The organism is Pseudomonas cerasi, from assembly GCF_900074915.1.
GTDB lineage: Bacteria > Pseudomonadota > Gammaproteobacteria > Pseudomonadales > Pseudomonadaceae > Aquipseudomonas > Aquipseudomonas cerasi.
The window spans coordinates 5,447,687-5,469,472 of sequence record NZ_LT222319.1 but is presented as its reverse complement, the minus strand read 5'-3'; the positions used below and the strand labels follow the sequence as shown (position 1 = coordinate 5,469,472).

22 protein-coding genes are annotated in these 21,786 nt (G+C 60.5%); 2 read left to right on the top strand and 20 right to left on the bottom strand.

Annotated features, from left to right (window positions below; all coding sequences use genetic code 11):
* Positions 1-23 precede the first annotated feature (23 nt).
* The 13 genes from PCPL58_RS26705 to PCPL58_RS26640 form a co-directional block, all read right to left on the bottom strand.
* Positions 24-524 carry a hypothetical protein gene (locus PCPL58_RS26705; RefSeq protein ID WP_003432318.1) on the bottom strand — a complete coding sequence of 167 codons (501 nt, stop codon included), beginning with the start codon at positions 522-524 and terminating at the stop codon, positions 24-26.
* A 137-nt stretch (positions 525-661) separates the two neighbouring features.
* Positions 662-1,288: a class I SAM-dependent methyltransferase gene (locus tag PCPL58_RS26700; RefSeq protein ID WP_054081245.1), complete on the bottom strand. Its 627-nt coding sequence runs from the start codon at positions 1,286-1,288 to the stop codon at positions 662-664.
* Between the two features lie 56 nt (positions 1,289-1,344).
* Positions 1,345-1,989: a methionine ABC transporter permease gene (locus tag PCPL58_RS26695; protein ID WP_044308745.1), complete on the bottom strand. Its 645-nt coding sequence runs from the start codon at positions 1,987-1,989 to the stop codon at positions 1,345-1,347.
* Positions 1,979-3,109, bottom strand: a complete 1,131-nt coding sequence (locus PCPL58_RS26690; RefSeq protein ID WP_065350843.1) for a methionine ABC transporter ATP-binding protein — start codon at positions 3,107-3,109, stop codon at positions 1,979-1,981. The genes PCPL58_RS26695 and PCPL58_RS26690 overlap by 11 nt, the downstream gene beginning before the upstream one ends.
* Entirely contained in the window at positions 3,106-3,894 is a 789-nt protein-coding gene (locus PCPL58_RS26685; protein ID WP_065350842.1) for a MetQ/NlpA family ABC transporter substrate-binding protein, read from the bottom strand. Before PCPL58_RS26685 ends, PCPL58_RS26690 begins: the two co-directional genes overlap by 4 nt.
* Before the next feature lie 832 nt (positions 3,895-4,726).
* Complete coding sequence (locus tag PCPL58_RS26675) at positions 4,727-6,085, bottom strand: LLM class flavin-dependent oxidoreductase (RefSeq protein WP_065350840.1); 1,359 nt, start codon at positions 6,083-6,085, stop codon at positions 4,727-4,729.
* A complete protein-coding gene (locus PCPL58_RS26670; RefSeq protein WP_065350839.1) occupies positions 6,085-7,290 on the bottom strand; it encodes an SfnB family sulfur acquisition oxidoreductase in 1,206 nt (401 codons plus the stop codon). The genes PCPL58_RS26675 and PCPL58_RS26670 overlap by 1 nt, the downstream gene beginning before the upstream one ends.
* A gap of 25 nt (positions 7,291-7,315) precedes the next feature.
* Complete coding sequence (locus PCPL58_RS26665; RefSeq protein ID WP_083188504.1) at positions 7,316-8,638, bottom strand: SfnB family sulfur acquisition oxidoreductase; 1,323 nt, start codon at positions 8,636-8,638, stop codon at positions 7,316-7,318.
* A gap of 388 nt (positions 8,639-9,026) precedes the next feature.
* Complete coding sequence (locus tag PCPL58_RS26660; RefSeq protein WP_042930404.1) at positions 9,027-9,746, bottom strand: hypothetical protein; 720 nt, start codon at positions 9,744-9,746, stop codon at positions 9,027-9,029.
* 577 nt (positions 9,747-10,323) lie between these two features.
* Positions 10,324-11,067 (bottom strand): L-cystine ABC transporter ATP-binding protein TcyN, encoded by a 744-nt coding sequence (gene tcyN, locus PCPL58_RS26655; protein ID WP_065350838.1) that lies wholly within the window; start codon positions 11,065-11,067, stop codon positions 10,324-10,326.
* 3 nt (positions 11,068-11,070) lie between these two features.
* Positions 11,071-11,739, bottom strand: a complete 669-nt coding sequence (gene tcyL, locus PCPL58_RS26650) for a cystine ABC transporter permease (RefSeq protein ID WP_003341471.1) — start codon at positions 11,737-11,739, stop codon at positions 11,071-11,073.
* Complete coding sequence (tcyJ, locus tag PCPL58_RS26645) at positions 11,736-12,533, bottom strand: cystine ABC transporter substrate-binding protein (RefSeq protein ID WP_065350837.1); 798 nt, start codon at positions 12,531-12,533, stop codon at positions 11,736-11,738. The genes tcyL and tcyJ overlap by 4 nt, the downstream gene beginning before the upstream one ends.
* 220 nt (positions 12,534-12,753) lie before the next feature.
* The gene (locus PCPL58_RS26640) at positions 12,754-13,752 is read right to left on the bottom strand and encodes a D-cysteine desulfhydrase (protein ID WP_060708552.1); all 999 of its coding nucleotides are present in this window, start codon (positions 13,750-13,752) and stop codon (positions 12,754-12,756) included.
* Between the two features lie 197 nt (positions 13,753-13,949).
* Here PCPL58_RS26640 and epsC point away from each other — a divergent pair, with 197 nt between their 5' ends.
* The gene (gene epsC / locus PCPL58_RS26635; RefSeq protein WP_003432332.1) at positions 13,950-14,903 is read left to right on the top strand and encodes a serine O-acetyltransferase EpsC; all 954 of its coding nucleotides are present in this window, start codon (positions 13,950-13,952) and stop codon (positions 14,901-14,903) included.
* A gap of 12 nt (positions 14,904-14,915) precedes the next feature.
* On the opposite strand, the gene PCPL58_RS26630 is transcribed toward epsC, so the two are convergent.
* The 6 genes from PCPL58_RS26630 to hutC form a co-directional block, all read right to left on the bottom strand.
* The gene (locus PCPL58_RS26630; RefSeq protein WP_044308739.1) at positions 14,916-15,623 is read right to left on the bottom strand and encodes an anti-sigma factor; all 708 of its coding nucleotides are present in this window, start codon (positions 15,621-15,623) and stop codon (positions 14,916-14,918) included.
* Complete coding sequence (locus PCPL58_RS26625; protein WP_065350836.1) at positions 15,620-16,186, bottom strand: sigma-70 family RNA polymerase sigma factor; 567 nt, start codon at positions 16,184-16,186, stop codon at positions 15,620-15,622. Before PCPL58_RS26625 ends, PCPL58_RS26630 begins: the two co-directional genes overlap by 4 nt.
* Before the next feature lie 104 nt (positions 16,187-16,290).
* The gene (locus PCPL58_RS26620) at positions 16,291-16,824 is read right to left on the bottom strand and encodes a DUF3455 domain-containing protein (RefSeq protein WP_003365928.1); all 534 of its coding nucleotides are present in this window, start codon (positions 16,822-16,824) and stop codon (positions 16,291-16,293) included.
* A 105-nt stretch (positions 16,825-16,929) separates the two neighbouring features.
* A complete protein-coding gene (nhaA, locus tag PCPL58_RS26615; protein WP_065350835.1) occupies positions 16,930-18,105 on the bottom strand; it encodes a Na+/H+ antiporter NhaA in 1,176 nt (391 codons plus the stop codon).
* A gap of 49 nt (positions 18,106-18,154) precedes the next feature.
* The gene (locus PCPL58_RS26610; RefSeq protein ID WP_065350834.1) at positions 18,155-18,751 is read right to left on the bottom strand and encodes a HutD/Ves family protein; all 597 of its coding nucleotides are present in this window, start codon (positions 18,749-18,751) and stop codon (positions 18,155-18,157) included.
* Positions 18,748-19,458: a histidine utilization repressor gene (gene hutC, locus PCPL58_RS26605; protein WP_161420743.1), complete on the bottom strand. Its 711-nt coding sequence runs from the start codon at positions 19,456-19,458 to the stop codon at positions 18,748-18,750. The genes PCPL58_RS26610 and hutC overlap by 4 nt, the downstream gene beginning before the upstream one ends.
* 204 nt (positions 19,459-19,662) lie before the next feature.
* Here hutC and PCPL58_RS26600 point away from each other — a divergent pair, with 204 nt between their 5' ends.
* Positions 19,663-21,027 carry a formimidoylglutamate deiminase gene (locus PCPL58_RS26600; protein WP_003365936.1) on the top strand — a complete coding sequence of 455 codons (1,365 nt, stop codon included), beginning with the start codon at positions 19,663-19,665 and terminating at the stop codon, positions 21,025-21,027.
* 180 nt (positions 21,028-21,207) lie between these two features.
* Here the strand turns inward: PCPL58_RS26600 and PCPL58_RS26595 are convergent, their stop codons facing one another.
* Positions 21,208-21,786, bottom strand: a complete 579-nt coding sequence (locus PCPL58_RS26595; protein ID WP_003365938.1) for a lipocalin family protein — start codon at positions 21,784-21,786, stop codon at positions 21,208-21,210.

Below are 21,786 nucleotides of genomic sequence, written 5' to 3'. Positions count from 1 at the left end.
GGGCAGGGCTGCCGACCCGGCAATCAGTCGGTCTCGTCTGCGTCTTTGACGTCGATCGTGGACAGGCTGAGGTTGGCGAACCGTACCGGGCCGTACGGTGAAGCCAGCCTTGAGTTTGAGAGCGAGAAGCGGAACGTGTTCGAAGGCGCCGACAGATTCACGAAGCATTTTTCAAGCGCTTCTCCGAACGTAACGTCGCCTGAAAAATGTTCCCACTCTTCAGTGGCGAGGCCAATGACCGGTGTCAGATTCAGCGCGCCCTCTTTGTTGTAACCTCCCACGGCTATAACAAAGAGCGCCTCGTCTAATTTCAGGTCTGCGCTATGCACATCGAACTCGATATGCAGGGTAGAGTCAGGCAGCGCATTGATAAATTGGCTTACGGTCACTCCAGTCGCATCCAGTTTGATGCTCTGCCCATCCCCTGCGGGCCAAGGCTTGAAGTCAGGATCAAAGCCCTCCGGTGCTGCCCAGTACTTGAGATCGTCGCTGAAGTTGCCGTTTTTCACGAATTCGGTCGCCATGATCAGTTCCTTTGATCGGTTCAAATGGATTCCATTGCCAGCCGCCTGCGTAGGCGGATGGGAGTCCATCCTAAGGCGCGTGAGTATTTGCCGATACTGTCAGAAGTAACAGCACGCGGACTGCACAGCGCCGGACATCACTGACGCCGCCAGACACTCGCCAGCCACGGCTGCTGCTCTCTCGGCAATCCGGCGGGGCGGTAGTAATGCTCCAGTTCGATAAAGCCGGCTTCGGTCAGCAATGTGCGCCATGATTCAAGGTCGTGATAAGCGCCGTAACGCTCGCCGTTCCAGCCTTCCTGATTCTCACCACGCGGGTTGGAGCTGAACAGCACGCCGCCCGGCTTGAGCGCGTCATGCAACTGACGCAGGACGCGCGGCAGCTCCTGTTTGGGGATGTGAAACAGCACCGCGTTGGCGAAAACGCCATCGAAGCGGCTGTGCGGCAGGTCGAGTTCGAGGAAGTTTTGCTGCAGCACTTCGCATCCGGTCTCGGCACGGGCCATCTCGGCGAAACGTTCGGACCCGTCGAGCCCGACCGCCACATGGCCCATCGCGGTAAACGTTTTCAGGTCGCGGCCCGGCCCGCAGCCGAAATCGAGAATCTGCCAGGGTGCCGGTCCTTCGATATGCCGCAGCAGGGCGTCGATGTTCTGGCTGACGTCGTGGTCGCGGGTGCCTTCGCGGAAGTCGTCGGCCACGCGGTTGTAATTGCCGAGGGTCGCGGAGGTGATCTGCGCAAGGGTCTGTGGATCGAGTTTCATCAAGGGCGGTCCGGTAAAGGAAGACCGCCAATATACCCTCGCTGCGTTGCGGCTGCTCAGCGCCTGTCGAAGCTGCGTGCCAGCCGGTCCCCGCCCAGCTGCACCAGCGCGACGACCGCTACCAGCAAGACAATCACTGTCAACATCACCTGCGTGTCGAAGCGCTGATAGCCATAGCGATAGGCAATATCGCCCAGCCCGCCTGCGCCGATGGCACCGGCCATGGCCGATGAGTTGATCATGGTCACCAGCGTGATCGTAAAGCCGCCGACGATACCGGGACGCGCCTCCGGCAGCAGCACATGCCAGATGATATGCCAGCGCCGACAGCCCATCGCTTGCGCGGCCTCGACCAGACCATGATCGACCTCCCGCAGGCTCACTTCAGCGACCCGCGCAAAGAATGGCGTGGCGGCAATGGTCAGCGGCACGACGGCTGCCCATACGCCATACGTGGTGCCGACGATCATCCGCGTGAACGGAATCAGCGCGACCATCAGGATCAGAAACGGAATCGAACGAAACAGGTTCACGAAGCCACCCAGCACCCGGTTGATCCCCGGTGCTTCGTAGATGCCGCCTTTGGAACTGGTGACCAGAATCACTGCCAGCGGAATGCCCAGCAGCAGTGCGATCAATGACGACACACCGACCATCAGAAACGTGTCGAGGGTGCCTTGCAGCAAGCGATCAACCCACATAACCCAATACCTCCGCGCGTGGCGCCAGTGTGCGGGCTCGCGCCAGCAGTTCTTCCCGGCTGTGTGGCGAGCCGGCAACCGACAGAATGAGATGCCCGATGGGCCGCTTCTGAATCCGCTCGACGCCGCCCTGCAGCAATTGCACCTTGCCGCCCAGCGCGGCAAACAGCGCGGCCAGATCCGGCCCTTCGTCACTGACACCGGTGAAATGCACGTCCAGCAGCAGGGTCGCATCGGATCTTTGCGGCTGATCGCTCAGGCGCTCTGCCCACTCTTTCGGCAGCCCGGTTTGCAGCGGAGCCAGCAAGGTTTTGCTGACGTCGTGCTGCGGGTCGCCAAACACCTGCCATACCGGCCCCTGCTCGACGACTCGCCCCTGTTCCAGCACCACCACGCGGTGGCAGATATCACGGATAACCGCCATTTCATGGGTGATCAGCACGATGGTAAGGCCCAGGCGCTGGTTGATCTCGCGCAGCAGGCCGAGGATCGACTGGGTGGTTTCCGGGTCCAGTGCCGAAGTGGCTTCGTCGCATAACAGAATCGCCGGGTCGTGTACCAGCGCGCGGGCGATGCCGACACGCTGTTTCTGCCCGCCGGACAGTTGCGCGGGGTACGCCTTGTGCTTGTCCTGCAAACCCACCAGTTCCAGCAACTGCGCGACCTTGCGCGCGCGTTGCTCCTTGGGCACACCGGCGACCTTGAGCGGCAGTTCGACGTTCTGCCAGACGGTCTTGGCCGACATCAGATTGAAGTGCTGGAAGATCATGCCGATGCGTCGGCGTAGCTCCACCAGCTTGTCTTCGTCGAACTCGCCGATGTCCACCTGATCGATCAATACGCGACCGCTGCTCGGTTGTTCCAGGCGATTGATGGTGCGGATCAACGAGGATTTGCCTGCGCCGCTGCGGCCGATAATGCCGAAGATCTCGCCGCGCTGGACGGCCAGATCGATATTGCCCAGCGCCTCCACCGTGCCTTGCTTGCCGTGATAGGTCTTGCCCAGGTTGATGAAGCGCACATGCGCGCGATTCAGCTCCGGGTGCAACTCGGCCTGTTGCGCCCGTTGACCTGCGCCCGCAGTGTCGAGTGGCCGTTGGCATTGCGCGGTCGCAGTCATTCCTTCCACCCGGCCTGATAAAGCTTGCCGTTGACCTTGTCCAGCGAAGCGCGGACGACCGGCGAGTGCTGGTAAATGTCGACGAATTTCGCCAGCCGCGGGTCATCCTTGTGATCAGGTTTGATCACGAACTGAATCACGTATTCCGGGTGGTCCAGACCGTCGGACAGGATCGCCGAGTCAGCGGGAAAGGTCTTGGCCAGACGGATGTAGGCGGGGTAGCCCTGCACCAGATCGGCATCGTCGTAGGCTCGCACCAGTTGCACGGCTTCGACCTGTATGAGCTTGAGTTTTTTCGGGTTGGCCGTGATGTCTTCTTCGGTGGCCTTGTAACCAACACCTTCCTTGAGCGTGATCAGCCCGGCCTTGGCCAGCAGTTGCAGGCCGCGTCCGCTGTTGATCGGGTCATTGGCGATGGCCACGGTGGCGCCGGTCGGCAGCTCATCGAAGCTTTTGTACTTTTTCGAGTACAGACCTACGTTGTTGATGATCCCCGGTGCGTAAGGCACCAAACCGAAGCCAGCGGCTTCGTTGGCATTGGTCAGGAACGGGATGTGCTGAAAGTAATTCACGTCGATATCGCCGGCAGCGAGGCTGACGTTGGGCGCGATCCAGTCGGTGAACTCGACCAGCTCGACCTTCAGGCCCTGCTTGCCAGCCTCTTCGACAGCGGCTTCCAGCGGTATCGCGAAGGCTGCCGTGGTCCCGACTTTCAGGGGTTTATCGTCAGCGTAAGCGGTCAGGGTCAACAGGCCGAGGGCCAGTGCAGCGAGGGTTTTGCTCATGATGTGGTCCTTTTAAAAATACCTAAGTCTCGTTCCCACGTCTTGCGCTTATCGCTCCCACGAGACTTGTGTATAACGCCAGGCGCTTCAGCGTGGGGCGCATGTCGTCATCAACTACGCCGGTGTGCATCCCCGTAGCGCATCGGCCCTGTGGGAGCGAGCTTGCTCGCGAATAGGCCAGTGCAGCCACAGAAAGCAGGGCGTCTGGCCAATCGCTTTCGCGAGCAAGCTCGCTCCCACAAAATCTGTGTACAACGCCAGGCGCTTTAGCGTGGGCGCGCATGTCGTCATCAACTACGCTGGTGTGCATCCCACGTAGCGCACCGGCCCTGTGGGAGCGAGCTTGCTCGCGAATAGGCCAGTACAGCCGCAGAAAGCAGGGCGTCTGGCCAATCGCTTTCGCGAGCAAGCTCGCTCCCACAAAATCTGTGTACAACGCCAGGCGCTTCAGCATGGGGCGCATGTCGTCATCAATTACGCTGGTGTGCATCCCCCGCAGCGCATCGGTCATGTGGGAGCGAGCTTGCTCGCGAATAGGCCAGTGCAGCCGCAGAAAGCAGGGCGTCTGGGCAATCGCTTTCGCGAGCAAGCTCGCTCCCACAAAAACTGTGTACAACGCCAAGTGCTTCAGCGTAGGTGCGCATGTCGTCATCAACTACGCCGGTGTGCATCCCCCGCAGCGCACCGGTCCTGTGGGAGCGAGCTTGCTCGCGAATAGGCCAGTGCAGCCGCAGAAAACAGGGCGTCTGGGCAATCGCTTTCGCGAGCAAGCTCGCTCCCACAAAATCTGTGTACAACGCCAAGCGCTTTAGCGTGGGCGCGCATGTCTTCATCAAATATGTCGGTGTGCCGCCCCCCCATGCCGTTGCGGTAAACGGTCGGTGCCTTCCGGAAACAGTTTTTTGCGCAGGCTGCCTTCTTCGTAAGCGGTCTTGTATGAGCCGCGGCGTTGCAGCTCCGGGATCACCAGGTCAATGAAGTCCTCGTAACTTTCCGGGGTGACGATGCGGGTCAGGTTGAAGCCGTCCAGGCCGGTTTCGTCGATCCATGACTCCAGTTCGTCGGCGACCTGTTCGGGCGAGCCGATCAAGGTGATGTAACGGCCGCCCAAGGCGTGCTGGTCGAGCAGTTTCTGGCGCGTCCAGTCGTTGTTTTTCAGGTTCCTGGTCGCCGATTGAATGGCGTTGTTTTTCACGTACTGAATGGGTTCGTCGAGTTCGTACTCAGAAAAATCGATGCCCGTGGACGCGGCGAAGTGCGCCACGCCGGCTTCGGCGCTGGCATGGCGGCGGTATTCGGCGTGCTTCTCCCTAGCCAGTGCTTCGGTGGCCGCGACGATCACGTTCAGGCCCATGAACACTTTGATGTCGTCCGGGTTGCGCCCGGCCTGCACGGCACTGGCGCGCACCTTGTCGACCTGCTCGCGGGTCGCTGCCTTGTTCTGCCCGCTGATGAAAACGCATTCGGCGTTCTGTCCCGCAAACTGCAGGCCGCGCTCCGAACTGCCGGCCTGAAACAGCACCGGCGTGCGTTGCGGCGACGGTTCGCAGAGGTGATAACCTTCGACCTGATAGAACTCACCCTGGTGCCGGACCTTATGCACCTTGCCCGGCTGGGCGTAGACGCGCTGCTCGCGATCATTGATCACGGCATCGTCTTCCCAACTGCCCTCCCAGAGCTTGTACAGCACCTCCAGGTACTCGTCGGCCTGATCATAACGGCGGTCATGCTCGTTCTGCTTGCTGAGGCCCATGGCCCGCGCCGCGCTGTCGAGGTAGCCGGTGACGATGTTCCAGCCCACCCGGCCACGGCTCAGGTGATCCAGCGTCGACATGCGCCTGGCGAACAGATAGGGCGCGTCGTAGGTCAGGTTGGCGGTCAGGCCGAAGCCCAGGTGTTTCGTGACCCCTGCCATCGCCGAGACCAGCAGCAGTGGGTCGTTGACCGGCAACTGGATCGCCTCCTTGAGGGTAACGTCCACCGAGTTCTGATACACGTCATACACGCCCACGATGTCGGCGATGAACAGGCCGTCGAACAACCCGCGTTCGAGCAGTTTCGCCAGGTCAGTCCAGTACTCCAGGCTGTTGAATTGCGTCGAGGTGTCCCGTGGATGGGTCCACAGGCCATGGTTGATATGGCCGATGCAGTTCATGTTGAACGCGTTGAGGAGGATCTTTTTACGCGCCATCAGATCGTCCCCCGCAGGGGAGGATTAGTGTCGTTGAGGTAGTAATTGCCGATGGCGTGAAACTTCCAGCGTACCGGGTCGTGCAGCGTATGAACGCGCGCATTGCGCCAGTGGCGATCCAGGCCGTGTTCCGCCAGCGTGGATTGACTGCCCGCCAGTTCGAACAGCGTGCTGCCGGCTGCCAGGGAAATCTCCGTGCTGATGGCGCGCGCTTCGGCCACGGCTATCGAGGCAGCGGCGACGGTTTCGGCATTGCTGTCGGCCTGAGCGACATCGAGAAACTCTCCGGCGCGCTCGAGCAGTGCTTCGGCGGCGTGCAGGCGAATACCCAGCTTGCCGAAGCTGTGCAGCGTCAGCGGGTCATCCACGGCCTTTTCAATACCCGAATCGATCCATGGCCGGGTACGCGTCCGCACGAACGTCAGGGCGTCCTCGAAGGCTGCGCGGGCAATGCCGGTGTCGATCGCCGCATGGAGAATCTGCGCCAGTGGCCCGACCGTGGTGGGGCGCTGGAAGGCGCTCTGGAACGGCACCACATCGCGGGCGCTGACATACACATTGTCGAACACCACCGAGCCGCTGCCCGTGGTGCGCTGCCCGAAACCGCTCCAGTCGTCGATGACGCTGAGCCCCTCGCTGTCATGCGGCACGAACACCAGTTGCTGCACACCCTCGTCGTCAATCACCGAGGTGGGAATACGTTGCGCGTACAACGCGCCGGTGGCGTAGAACTTGCGGCCGTTGATGCGATAACCGTCCCCGTCGCGGCTCAGGCGAGTGGTGCGGTCATGTGCGGTTCTGGTCCCCAGTTCGGCCAGCGCGTTGCCGAAGCGTACGCCCGCCAGTGCCTCGGCGTACAAGCGCGCCTGTTGTTCCGGACTGCCGTTCACGCGCAGCACTTCCAGGGCGTAAAAGTGGTTTTGCGGAATCTGGCCCAGCGAGCCATCGGCTTCGGAAATCAGCTGGATCACCTTGGCCAGCGTGAAATTGGAAACACCCGCGCCGCCGAAGGCTTGCGGCACACTGATGCCCCACAGACCGGACTGGCTGAACAGGTCCAGTTCGGCATGCGGCAAACGGCGTTCGCGATCACGTTGCGCGCTGTCGGTTTTCAATCGCAGGGCCAGTTCGCGGGCTGTGTGCAGGGCCTGAGCGTCACTGGTGATCAGCGCTGCGTTAACGCGCGCTTTTGGGTTGAAACTCATGAAGGGTGTTCTCCAGTGGTCTGGTTCAGATCCAGGAATGGCGAGCAGGCAGGGTGCCGTTCAAATGCCAGGTGCCGACCGCGTGGTATTTCCAGCGCACCGGGTCATGCAGGGTGTGGACGCGCGCGTTGCGCCAGTGGCGGTCGAGATTGAACTCGGCCAGGGTCGCGCGGCTGCCGGCCAGTTCGAACAGCTTCTCGCTGGCCAGTAGCGAGATCTCGGTGGTCAGGACTTTGGCCCGCGCCACTGCAATGGAGGCGCGGGCTGCCGATTGCTCATCGATAGGCGCAGCGCTGATTTCGTCGAGTTCCTGGCCCGCCTTGCGCAGCAGCGCTTCTGCGGCGTGCAGTTCGAGTTTCAGCTTGCCGATGTCGGCGATCACATAGAGGTCATCGCTGGCGCGCTCGACGTTGGCGTCGATCCACGGACGGGATTTCTCGCGTACAAAAGCTATCGCATCGTCGATGGCCCCGCGCGCTATGCCCGCATCGATTGCGGCCTGGATCAGTTGCGAAACGGCACCCTGAATGTTCGGCGTCAGGGACAGGCGCCAGTTATCGACCACCAGCCCGGCGTCCACCGGAACATTGTCGAGCAGCACCGTGCCGCTGGCGGTGGTGCGCTGGCCAAAGCCCGACCAGTCATCAACGATGCGCAGGCCCGGTGTGCCACGCTGGACGAAGGCCATGATCTGCCGTCCCTGGTCATCCAGCGCCTTGACGGCAACCCAATGCGCGAACAACGCGCCGGTGGAGTAGAACTTCTGTCCGGTGATGGCCAGGCGGTCGCCATTGGCGGTGATCCGTGCCTTGAGTTCCAGTGTGTTTTTGGTGCCGCGCTCGGGCCCGGCGTTGCCGATGCGCCAACCGTCCAGCACGCTCTGGAACAGTGTTTTCTTCTGTTGCTCGGTGGCGCTGCCCTGCAGCAGGTGCAGAATGCCGAACTGGTTTTGCGGAATTTGTCCCAGTGCCGGGTCGGCAGCAGAAATGATCCGGAAGACTTCAGCCACCGTGACGAACGACACTTGCGGGCCGCCGTATGCGCGCGGGATGGAAATACTGCCCAGTCCGCTGCGGGTGAACTGTTCGATTTCAGCCCATGGCAAGGCACGTTGTCTGTCACGATTGGCAGCATTGATCTGTGCGGCTGCGGCCAGTTCATGGGCTGCTGCAATGGCTTGCGCGTCGTTTTGCAACACGGTGGCCTTCAGCAGGCGGGGAGCAGCGTCAGGCTCTTGTGAAGCCTCGACGCGTTGGGTCGCTACCGTCGCCGGATCAGACTCGCGTCGCTCACCGTCAATCGATACGACCCTGGGTTTATCCACAGGGGTAATTGTGAAAGGGACCATCGGAACCTCGTAGCAGTAGGCCGCATCAGGTGCGGCTGGAAAACATCACGATGTCCGGTGGTCCGGTTCATATACCCTAAGCGTGTATAAAAGTTTTTAAAACGTGCTTTTTGGAATAAGCATAGACAGTTATTGTCAGTCGCCAATGCCGCTTCATATCCTCACCTCGCGTAACGCACGATGTTAGACGTCTGCGCAGAGCCAAGTACGGATGAAACATGGCGTATGCCGGAGCGACGTTGAACTTTCTTACACGCGTGGCCAATGTTTAATACAGGTAATGAGCGTGAATAAATAACGCTTCGTTTTTAGAATGGTCCGTGCGGTGTTGTCCATTGAACAGTATTGTCGAGTGATGCGGTTTGTCCGACTTGCCGTCGTCAGGCATTCAATGCCCCAGCGGTTGGATCCTTATTATTCGGGGTGGCGCCCAGAGCGAGTTGTTGCCCACCCGGTCGATAACACAGTAACTCACTTCCAGCCGTTGTTCGTCTCCGCCTTCGCGTATCAACTCAGGCGGTACGACCAGGTCGACCGGCTCACCGACATCGTCGGCAGTGAGCGGCGGCAGGTCCATGCGCAGATCGCCCCAGCGCACGGTGATCTCGTCGTGAACAGCCATGTTCAGATAAGGCTCGATGGTCATCGGCAAGCCTCCTTCCAGGTGCCTGCGCGAGAGTCCGTGGCGTATGACAGATGGCGCAACATAGAGTGGCGCCAGCCCCTGGTTTTCTTCCGTGTTGGCGCTGACCAGCCGCCCTCCCGGTGCGTTCAGCTTGACCCATAGCTTGCGGCAGGGCGAGGTCACAGGCACTCCGCCTATCTTCATGACCCGGTAGTAGGTTCTCGCCTTGCCATTCTGCAGAAAGCTTTCCGGCACACGTAGGACGACAGGCTTGCCGACGTCGGATGCCTTCAAAATTGTTGACGCGACGTAACAGCCGTCCCAGAACAGTTCGATCAGATCGCCCTCTTCCATGCTGCCATAGGGTTCAACATGAACAACGAGTTGAGAGGCGTTCCTCACGCCTATGCCATGTCGGCTGGCCAGCGGAACAGAAGGGATAGGCAAGCCCAAGGGGCTGGCGTTGCAAGTGTTTTGACGCATGTCGGGGTACTCCAGATAATCAATGGTTCAAGTAAAGAATCGTCATAAGTTGTCATGTTCAAGTAATGAAGTGTGCGTTTCAGGCAGTGGGATAATTACCTTAAATATCCAAGTTATGGCAAACATTACAAACGGTATGAAAAGTGTGCTTGAAACTTTGCTGCCTCACTGAAATGCGTGAAGTAAGTGAGCTAATGGGCTTTGCGGGAACTTGTCAATGTGCGAAGTGCATTTAAGGACTGTTTACTTGAAAACCGGATACTTCCTACGCTGTGTGTTTGGAACCGTTGACTCCTCACGAAACAACCGTCCTACCACAAAGTATCAATGGCAACAGGCCGTAACCGACAGTAGAGTGTCCGGAAGGGAAAGTCTGGCAACACGGACGCGCAGTGGCGCGCCCGGCTACGAATCAAGGAGCAGGAAGGACGTGGGCTAATTTTATTATTTCGATGATTTTTCGGGAAATTACGCGGGAATTCAGCAAGGATATTGAACGATTAATCCTTCCGGAAATGTAAGAAAAAAGCAGCGCCGCTGGATGGACGCTGCTTTTTGCAGATGCTGATCGTCCTGATCAGGAGCGGGTACGCTCAAGAAACTGCCTGGTGCGTTCTTCTTTCGGGTTGGCGAACAGCGCCTTGGCTTCGCCTTGCTCCACGATCACTCCCTTGTCGATGAAGATCACCCGGTTGGCGACGTCCCGGGCAAAGCTCATCTCGTGAGTGACGATGACCATGGTGCGGTTCTCTTCAGCCAGCGCGCGGATGGTGGTCAGCACCTCGCCGACCAGCTCAGGGTCCAGAGCCGAGGTCGGCTCGTCGAACAGGATCACTTGCGGCTCCATCGCCAGCGCCCGTGCAATCGCCACGCGCTGTTGCTGCCCGCCGGAAAAGCGTCGCGGGTAAGCGTCTTCCTTGCCGCTCAGGCCGACCTTGGCGAGCAGCTTTCTGCCCAGCGCCTCGGCAGCTTCGCGGGCCACCTTCTTGACCACCACCGGACCTTCGATGACATTTTCCAGTGCGGTGCGATGCGGAAACAGATTGAAGTTCTGAAACACGAACCCGACCTGCTGACGCAACTGGCGGATCAACCCCTGTTGCTGGTTCATGGAGCGGGTGCCATCAATCTCGATGTCACCGACCTTGATCCTGCCGCTGTCAGGCGTTTCCAGCAGATTCAGGCAGCGCAGCAGGGTGGTCTTGCCCGAGCCGCTGGGCCCGATGATGGCCACCACTTCCCCGGCTTCGATACGCAGATCGATGCCCTTGAGCACCTCATTGCCCTTGAATGCCTTGGTGAGTTTTTCAACCACTATCATGTGTCAGGTCTCCAGATCGTGCCGGTTGACCCTGGCTTCCAGCTTGTTTTGCAGGTGCGAGAGCGCCGTGGCAAGGATCCAGTAGATCAGTGCAGCGGCCAGGTACATGGTGAAAATTTCGAAGGTGCGTGCGGTGATCAACTGCGCCTGACGGAACAGCTCCGGCACCTGGATGGTGGCTGCCAGCGCCGTGTCCTTGACCAGCGAGATGAAGCTGTTGCCCAGTGGCGGCAATGCGGTGCGTGCGGCCTGCGGGAGGATCGCCCGACGCATGGTCTGCCAGCGGGTCATGCCGATACTGGCCGCGGCTTCCCACTGGCCGCGCTCCACCGAACTGATGGCCGCGCGCAGGATTTCGCAGGCGTAAGCGGCCATGTTCAGGGAAAAACCGATCAGCGCAGCGCTCAGCGGTTCGAGCTGGATACCCAGCTCCGGCAGGCCGTAATAAATCACGAACAGCTGCACCAGCAAGGGCGTGCCGCGAAAGAACGACACGTAGATGCGTGCTATCCAGTTCACCGGTTTGATGCGCGAGAGGCGCATCAAGGCCAGGCCGAAGCCCAGCAGCAAACCGAAAAACATCCCGCCAATACTGAGGAAGACGGTGTAGTACGCGCCCTTGAGGAGGAAGGGCGCGGAGTCCAGCGCGAGCTGAAGGCTCTCTTCAATCATTTGGTAACGTCAGCGTTGAAGTACTTTTCCGACAATTTCTTCAGCGTACCGTCGGCACGCAGCTTGTCGATGGCCTTGTCGATGGCCGCCAGCAATTCAGGCTCGCCTTTGCGCAGGGCAATGCCCGATTCCTGGCGGGAGAAGGCGTCGCCTGCAGGGACGAGTTTGTTTTTCGTTTTGGCAGCCATTTCCAGCGCGGCCAGACGGTCAACGAGGATCGCATCGATACGACCTACACTCAGGTCCTGGATCTTGCTCGGATCATCGTCATAGGTTTTGACGATCGCGCCCGGAACGTTCGCCTTGAGCCATTCCTCGTAGTTGGTGCCCAGGCCCACACCGACCTTCTTGCCGGTCAGGTCTGTGGCTGTCTTGATCTTGTCTTGGTTCGTCTTCAGAACCAACGCCTGAATGCCGGACACGGTGTAGGGCTCGGAGAAGTCGTACTTCTTCTTGCGCTCGTCGGAGATGGTCACCTGGTTGATCACCACGTCCAGACGCTTGGAGTCCAGAGCGGCCAGGATGCCATCCCATTTCGACGGCTGGATCTTGGCCTTCACGCCCAGTTCCTTGGCCAGCGCTTCGGAAAACTCGACTTCGAAGCCGGTGAGCTTGCCGCTCTCATCGACGAAGCTGAACGGTGGGTAAGTGCCTTCCAGGCCTACATTGAGCGTACCGCTGTCCTTGATTTTCTGCAGTTGCTCGCCAGCCATGGCTTGCCCGGCGATACCGGCATTGAGCATCAAGCCCATTGCCGAGAAAAGAAACGTACGACGAATAGCGGAAATGTTCATGCAAGCCCCTTGTTGGTGTGGAAGTGTCTGGCCATTTTCTGACCCGACTCAAGCAACTTCGTGCTGATTATTCAGCTTTTTTTCAGGCAGTTACGTCAGGTATAAGGTTAAGCGTTGTGGTCTGCCGGGCGCGACTATATAGCCATCAGCTTATGAGGAAAAATAACAAAAAAAGTTATTTTCCCTCCACAAAAGCATAAAGGACCCGTTGGCTGAAACGTCATTGGTCGAACGCATCCGGATAGGCAAACAGCGCTGGCGCACCGCCGGTGTGCAGAAAGATCAGTGGGCCGTCGTTAAAGCGTTGACGACCGATACCATCGAGCAGACCGGACATGGCCTTGCCGGTGTAGACCGGGTCGAGCAACAGCCCTTCGTGGCTGGCCACCAGCTTGATGGCTGACAGCGTGCCGGCATTCGGTTCGCCATACCGTGGCGCGAAATACTCATCCCACAGTTCGACCTTGAAGTGTTCGGGCAACGGAGCGCCGAGCAACTCTGCGGTGCGCTCGGCCAGGCCCTGAACCTTGGGCAGCTGTGCTTCTTCACTGCGCGACACGGTCACGCCGATGACCGGCAATTGCGGCAGCTCGTGAGCCAGAGCCAGCGCCAGACCGCTGTGCGTGCCGGCACTGCCGGAGGCCAGAACGACGCCAGCAAACTCGATGCCGGTCTGCTTGATCTGCTCGGCCAGTTCCAGCCCCGCGCGCACATAACCCAGCGCCCCCACCGGGCTCGAGCCACCGATGGGCACCAGATAAGGCTTTTTGCCGCTGGAACGCAGGCGTGCCGCCAGGGCGTGCAGTTGCTCGTCGGCGTTGTCGAGGTTTTCCACCAGCTCGACCTTGGCATCGAACAGCTCCAGCAGCAGGCGGTTGCCGTTTTTCAGGTAACTGGGGTCTTCGGTGCCGATGGGGTTTTCCAGCAGCGCCACACAGCCCAGGCCCAGGCGCGCGGCCAGCGCTGCGGTCTGGCGGACATGGTTGGACTGGATGGCCCCGGCGGTGATCAGTGTGTCGGCACCCTGGGCCAGCGCATCGGCGGCCAGGTACTCGAGTTTGCGCACCTTGTTGCCGCCCAGGGCCAGCGTCGTGGTGTCATCCCGCTTGATGTAGATATCACGATCTGCCCAGACCGACAGGCGCTCGAGCTTTTCCAGAGCCGTTGGCGCGCTGATCAGGTCCAGGCGATTGAAGCGGGCAAGCTGATTTTTGATCATGGTGGTCGATAAGCCGTGTAAAGAGTCAGCGGACTATAGGCAGACGTTTCTCGCACGGCAACTTATCTGTGCGCACGGCTCTCTTCGCGTATTCCGACAGAAATTGTTGTTTTTTTCGTCTGAATGTTTGCCGTAGAGTGGCAACAGCAGCGGCCCGTACTGTCGGTCGCCACCCTTCACATCAAGGAGAGTCAAGCGTGAGCGATATTCCAGAAGCGTCCGCCGACGGCCGCTCCAGCCACTGGCAGTTGCAGCGCATCGTCAGCCAGTTGCGCAGCGCGCGTGAAGACTGGCGGGCTCGCAACAGGCGAGTGAGCGGTGAACACGGTGGGCGTGAGCTGCCTTCGCGTGCGGCCATGGGCGAGATTCTTGAAGCCTTGAGCGGCGCACTGTTCCCGATGCGCCTGGGCCCGGTGGACCTGCGTGAGGAAAGCGAGGACTTCTATGTCGGCCATACGCTGGATGTGGCGCTCAACGCACTGCTGGCTCAGGCCCGGCTTGAATTGCGCTATGTGGCCCATCAGCAGGGCGGTGACCTGAAGAGCATCGATGCGCGAGCACTCGAGCTGATCCAGGGTTTCGCCATGGCCCTGCCGGGTATTCGTCTGTTGCTGGACACCGACGTGCTGGCCGCCTATCACGGCGACCCTGCGGCGCGCAGTGTCGATGAAGTGCTGCTGTGCTATCCCGGCATTCTGGCGGTGATCCACCATCGGCTGGCGCATTATCTGTATCGCGCCGGCTTGCCGTTGCTGGCGCGTATCAGCTCGGAAATCGCCCATTCGGCGACCGGTATCGATATTCATCCGGGTGCGCAGATCGGCCCGAGCTTCTTTATCGATCACGGAACAGGCGTGGTGATTGGCGAAACCGCGATCATCGGCGAGCGGGTGCGGATCTATCAGGCCGTGACCCTGGGCGCCAAGCGCTTCCCGTCGGACGAGGACGGTCAGTTGCAGAAAGGCCATGCACGGCATCCAATCGTTGAAGACGACGTGGTGATCTACGCGGGTGCGACCATTCTGGGTCGCATCACCATCGGCAAGGGTTCGACCATCGGCGGCAATGTCTGGCTGACGCGCAGCGTACCGGCAGACTGCAACCTGACTCAGGCCAACCTGCTGCAACAGGACGATTGCAGCCGCAAGTAAGCGGCCTTCGCGTCAGATCACCTTCACCGCCCGGCCGATGAACTGAATCGGCCCGGTGGGTTTGCCGATTGGCGAGCCAGTGGATTTCTCCAGTGTCAGCTCGAACAACTGGTTGGGTTGCAGCGGCGGCAGTTTATCCAGCGGCACATGCAGGCTCTCTCCCGGCTTGACCAGCCCAAGCGAAACCGGGCCTTGCCAGTCGTCACCCTTGGTCCAGAACTCCAGCGCCTTGTCGGTCGGAACCTCGAACACGCCCAGCGGGATAAGCTGTATTTCCTGCGGGTTACTGGCCTGCACGACCCAGCCGGGAGCCTTGTCCTGCGGTCCTACGAGGACCACCAGATAAGACGGTTGCGCCGGTGCGCGGGTCAGCAGCGTCATGCCCAGTACCAGTGAAGCAGCCAGGCCTGCTCCGGCCAGGCCACGCCAGATCGACAGGTTGTCCCACCAGCGAACGCGCGGTCTTTGCGGCGTGCTGGCAGGCGCGGTCATGTCCAGCAGGTTACGTTCGATACGATCCCACAGGCCGGGCGAGGGCATCACCGGTTCGGCCAGTTCGGTCAGGGGCAGCAGACGCTGTTCCCAGGCATCGACGGCGGCCTGCAGATCGGGCTCGCGCGACAGGCGACGCTGTACGTCGAGCCGCTTCTGCGCCGAGAGCGTGCCGAGTACATACTCGCCCGCCAGCTCGTGAATGTTGTCGTCTAAAGGCCGGGTCATCCCATGCACTCCCGCAAAGCCGTCAGGCTACGCTTGATCCAGGCTTTGACCGTCCCCAATGGCGCGCCAATTTTCTGCGCGATTTCCTGATGCGAATAACCGTCCACGTACGCGTGAAAAACACAGTTGCGTCTTACCGGCTCCAACTGCTCCAGGCATGACGTGATCCGTCCTGGATTGACCTGCCAATCGAAGGCATCGCCGATTTCCTGCCAGCCTTCCAGTGTCGCCTGTTCATGATGATCTTCACTGCCGTCGTCCTCGACACGCACTTCGCGAGCCGTATTGCGCAATGTGTTGAGCGCCAGGTGGCGGGTCACGCTGAAGATCCAGCCACGTGCCGAACCACGCGAGGCATCGAAGCTGGCCGCGTGGGACCAGATTTTCAGGAACGCGTCATGCACGATGTCTTCGGCCAGCGAGCGGTCACGCACCAAGCGCTGAGCGACGCCGAGCAACCGGGCGCTTTCCTGTTGATAGAGACGCTGCAAGGCCTGCTTTTCACCGCGAGCGCAGGCCTGCAACGTCGCTTCGTAATCAAAGAGAGATTCGTGCGAAGACAAGATGATCCGCCATCAATGGAAGACTACTGCCTCGTTGACATCACGAGGCTCCCGCGCAGCAGCATAGACCACTGGCTGCGCAGTCACCCGGTGAATGATGGCTATCAGCTCGCAGTCCAGAACAGGTAGTCGGCCTGATACTTGACCACTTCCTTCGCGCCCTTGTTGCTCTCTGCGCAGGCTTTGGCCGGGGCAACGCCGCCTTTCAGGGCCACACGCTGAATGTAGGTCACGCCAGTCATGGCGCCTTTGCCTTCAGCCGGGTTGGCCTTGACCAGCTGGTACGGCAGGTTGCCAGCGCTCGAAGGGGCCACGGCGACTTGAGTGCCGGTTATTTTGGAACCGTCTTTGGCTTCCCAGGTGGCAGGTGGGCCGTAGTAGGTGCCGACCTGTTTGCCGCTCTTGTCATTGAGCACCGCTTTGGGGCCGACGAACGCCCACTCCATTTCGTTGGGCATGTTGGCCTTGGCGCGGCACTCGTAGGTGATCTCGCCAACCCCGGTGGTTTGCATGCCGACCTTGTTGCCAGCCGGCACACGGACGCTTTCGGGGAGGTCGGTCTGAGCCATGGCAACAGACGACAGGCAAGTGAAGGCCAGAGTGGTACCAGCAAGGCAGAGCAAGCGTTTTGCGTTCATGCAGAAATCTCCAGAAGGTTTAACCGCGCTCAGCAACTCGAAGTGGCTGCTGAATGTACTACCCGCGAGAAACCCATCTGGATGCAGTGATTTGAAACTATTTTTTCAGCGCCGGCTGAAACGGCTGCGCAGCAGCACAATCCCGGCAATCGCGGCCAGACCCGAGCCGATCAGTACGCCGACCTTCACCTCGTCGATCAGGTGTTGCGAGCCGGGGAACGCCAGGTTGCCGATGAACAGGCTCATGGTGAAACCGATGCCGCACAGAATCGCCACGCCGTACAGTTGCACCCAGTTGCTGCCCTCCGGCAACACCGCCAGCCCGGCGCGGATGGCCAGCACGGCGGCGAGAAACACGCCGATCTGCTTGCCCACGAACAGCCCCAGCGCAACGCCCAGCGGTACAGGATCGACCAGATTGCCCAGGGTAATGCCGGCCAGCGACACGCCCGCATTGGCAAAACCAAAGATCGGCACCACGGCGAAGGCCACCCAGTAGTGCATCTTTTCTTCGAGGAACAGCAGTGGCGAGCGGGCTTCTTCCTCGGGCTTGCCCATCGGGATGCACAGCGCCAGGGCCACACCGGCCAGCGTGGCGTGTACGCCCGATTGCAGGACGAAGAACCACAGCAGCGCGCCGAGCAGCAGATAGGGCAACAGACGGCGCACGCTCAAACGATTCATGACGATCAGCACCGCCAAGGTCACGAAAGCGGCAGCCAGCATCGGCAGGTTCAGACCGGAGCTGTAGAAGAAGGCGATGATCGTCACGGCGCCCAGATCGTCGAGGATCGCCAGCGCGGCCAGAAACACCTTCAGCGAGGTCGGCACCCGGTTGCCCAGCAGCGACAGCACGCCGAGAGCAAAGGCGATGTCGGTGGCTGCCGGGATCGCCCAGCCGCTCAGGGTCTGCGGATTGCCCCAATTGATCGCGATGTAGATCAGCGCAGGCACCAGCATGCCGCCTGCCGCTGCAAAGCCGGGCAGGGCTCGTTGCCCCCAGGTCGCCAGACCACCGGCGAGGACTTCACGTTTGATCTCCAGGCCGACCATCAGGAAGAAGATCGCCATCAGCCCGTCGTTGATCCACAGCTCGACCGAGAGGCCCAGCCAGACGCTGTGCAGGATCGAGAAATAGCCGGTAGAAAGAGGCGAGTTGGCAACGATCAGTGCCGCCAGCGCAGCGGCCATCAACACGATGCCGCCAGCTGATTCGGAGGCGAGGAAGCGTGCGAGGACGGCAATGCCTCTGGGCGTTTCCCGGTTCGGAGCTTGAGTCATGGTTGTCCTTGAAACGAAGCACTTTTTTATCGTAATGCCAGGAATGCGGTTACTGGCCTGTGGCAGTGAGCTCAATCAGGCAGCAACGGCTGGCGCGAGGCGATTGCAGTTCGACTTCGAGCAGACCGCCAGCATTGTCCACCTGAGCGCAATCGTGTTTGCCGAGAATTTCCCACGGCTGGCTGTCGATGCTGATCGCCACTTGCTCGGCCATACTGAACAGCACCAGGGTGCTGGCAGAACTGAACAGGCGTTGCGGGTGACGCACGTCTATCCAGTGCAGACGTGCAGTGTAGCGGTGTGCGGAGTAGATCAGGTTGAAATCGCGAATCGGCCCGTCCAGCAAGGTGCAATTGACCTGGCTGTCACCGCTGAATGCGAACGGGTCCGATGGCAGCAGCGGACGACTGCTCAGACCATCCACGTCCAGCGTCATGCCCGTGCCCTGCAGGACGGTGATGATGCGTTGATAACCGGCGAACACCGAAAAGCCGCCCGAGGTTTCGATGTCGGCAATCGACAGCCGCCAACCGAAACCGTCCAGATCCTGGCCTGCGTCGCGAGCGATCTCTTCCGTGCTGCCACCGCCGTTTTTCCACGGCATGCGCGGGTAGTCGACGGCGCGCAAAATGCGGGTCTGGCTCATTTGGTAAAGCGTCCTTCCAGGCGATGACGGGAGCCGGGGTGGATCAGGCGCGCAGCGGTAACCGGCTGACGACCAGACCAGGTCCGACGGCGAATCAGCAGGCAGGGCTCCCCCGCCTCAATCTGCAACAGCCTGCATTCATCGGCTTCGGCGAGAATCGCCTCGACCACATGCTCGCCTTCGGTGAGCGGCGCAACCTGCGAGAGGTAGGCGTAAGGTGTCTGCAGGGTAAAGTCCTGCCGGAGGTAGTCCGGAGCGACCTGGGCGTTCACGAAGCGGTCCTCGATCTGCACCGGAATGTCATTCTCGTAATGAACGATCAGCGAGTGGAAGACCCGCTGGCCTTCGCGCATGTCCAGCGCCAGGGCGCGCTCGGAGCCAGCGGCTTCCTCCTTGAGGACCATGACCTTGCAAGTGTGGCGATGGCCGCGCGCGGCAATCTCGTCGGCAATGTTATGCACTTCGAACAGCGCCGACTGGCTCTTGGGCTCGGCGACAAAGGTGCCGACGCCCTGCATGCGCACCAGCAGGCCCTCGGCGGTCAGCTCGCGCAGTGCCCGGTTTATGGTCATGCGGCTGAAGCCCAGTTGCGTCACCAGTTCGCTTTCGGACGGCACACGGTGATGCGGCGGCCAGGTGCCGTTCTGGATCTGCAGAGCGATCATCTGTTTCACGCGGGCGTACAAGGGTGCGGGACTTTCGCCCATCTGGGCTGCCAGGGAAGAAGCGGCGGGCGGAGTCGACACGTGGGAGTCCTTGTTGTTCGAGACGGTGTTTTTGAGCGCATTCAGACGCTGCAAAGCGCTCACGCTAACCATTAACCTGCTGCTCGGCAAGCGTGCAGGCGGTTTACCGGTCGCTGAAACGTCTATATATGTATATACAAATTACAGTGATGAGGTGTGAAGTCAATGTCAGCCTTCTTTGCCGAGCGCGCGTTACTCCCCGACGGCTGGGCCAGCAATGTGCGTCTGGAGGTCAGTCAGGACGGTATTTTGACCCGCGTCGAGGCCGATGCCGCTCAGCAGGGCGCCGAGAAAGTCAGCGGGCCTTTGCTGCCTGGCATGCCTAACCTGCACTCCCACGCGTTCCAGCGTGCAATGGCCGGGCTTGCGGAAGTGGCCGGCAACCCCAACGACAGTTTCTGGACCTGGCGCGATCTCATGTATCGCCTGGTGGGGCGCATCAGCCCGCAGCAGTTGGGCGTTATCGCTCGTCAGCTGTACATCGAGATGCTCAAGGGCGGCTACACCTCGGTTGCCGAATTTCATTACGTGCATCAGGACAGTGACGGCAAGCCCTATGCCGATCCTGCCGAGCTCGCGCTGCAGATCAGCCAGGCGGCCGGTTCGGTCGGTATCGGCCTGACCTTGCTGCCGGTGCTGTACAGCCATTCCGGCTTTGGCGGGCAGGCACCCAACGAAGGCCAGCGGCGTTTTATCCACAGCACCGACAGCTATCTGGATGTGCAGGCTCGTCTGCGTCCGGTTCTGGCGGCTCAGCCTGCCCAGCAACTCGGTCTTTGCTTCCACTCGCTGCGCGCGGTGACGCCGCAGCAGATCAGTGAGGTGCTGGCGGCCAGCGACCGGCAGTGTCCGGTGCATATTCATATCGCGGAGCAGCAGAAGGAAGTCGATGACTGCCTGAGCTGGAGCGGTCGGCGCCCGTTGCAATGGCTGTATGAAAACGTGCCTGTGGATAACCGCTGGTGCCTGGTCCATGCGACCCATGCCGAGGCGGATGAAGTGGCTCTGATGGCGCAAAGCGGCGCGGTGGCCGGGTTATGCCTGACCACCGAGGCCAACCTCGGCGACGGGATCTTTCCGGCAGTGGACTACATTGCTCAGGGCGGTCGCTGGGGAATCGGCTCGGACAGTCACGTCTCGCTCAGTGTGGTCGAGGAACTGCGCTGGCTGGAATACGGCCAGCGTCTGCGCGATCAGCGCCGCAACCGGCTGTATCGCAGCGATCAGCCCATGGTTGGCCGCACGCTATATGACGCTGCACTTGCCGGTGGCGCGCAGGCATTGGGGCAGCAGATTGGTACGCTGCAAGTGGGTCAACGCGCCGACTGGCTGGTGCTGGATGGCAATGACCCGTACATCGCCACGGCCTCGGAAGACGCCATCCTCAACCGCTGGCTGTTCGCCGGCAGCGACCGGCAGATCCGCGACGTGGCGGTCAACGGGCGGTGGGTCATACGTGAGGGGCGACACGCCGCAGAACAACAAAGCAACCGCGAGTTCGCGCAGGTGTTGAGGGAATTGCTCGGCTGATGCAAGAGAGGACGCAGAGCACTCGGCGTTATCCACGAGTCCGCTTCTGATTCTGGCCGCAGGCCGTGGGAGCGAACTTGTTCGCGAAGGGGTCGGAAAGCGTTCTGAAATTTATCGTTCGAACGACCTTCTTCGCGAACAAGTTCGCTCCTACCGGGCTTAGCCAGAATCCCGATTCGGTTACTTCTCGCCCTTGCCGATCTTCGAGTCATCCTCGCGCCAGATCAGGCGTGAGGTGTCGTAGCCTTGCTGGCGGGCCTTGCTCAGCATGTCTTCCCTGACCGATGCGGAGACGGTCGGTGTACGCGACAGCAGCCACAGGTATTTGCGATCCGGGTTGCCGACCACGGCGGTACGGTAGCCTTCGCTGACGTCCAGAATCCAGTAATCACCCTTGGCGACGCTGGGCAGCAGGCGCGAGAACCAGTTGTCGAACACAACCCACAGTTTGTCGGTCTTGCCCGCAACCTGCGGCGAAGCAGTACCCGTTGCTTCTTCCCACTTGCCTTCAATCGTGCGGCAGCGGTTGGTCACTGCGATGTTGCCGTCGTCCTTGAGCGTGTAACGCGCCTCGGACTGAGCGCACTTGCGCTGGAAAAACATCGGCAAGCGGGCGATCTCGTACCAGGTACCCTGATACTGCTTGAGGTCGACGCTACCTACAGTCTTTGGCTCGAGGTTGTCAGCCGAGTGGGCAAAACCGATGGCCAAAAAGCTGGCCATGACACAAATTCCAAAACGTACCAGTACCTTGATCAT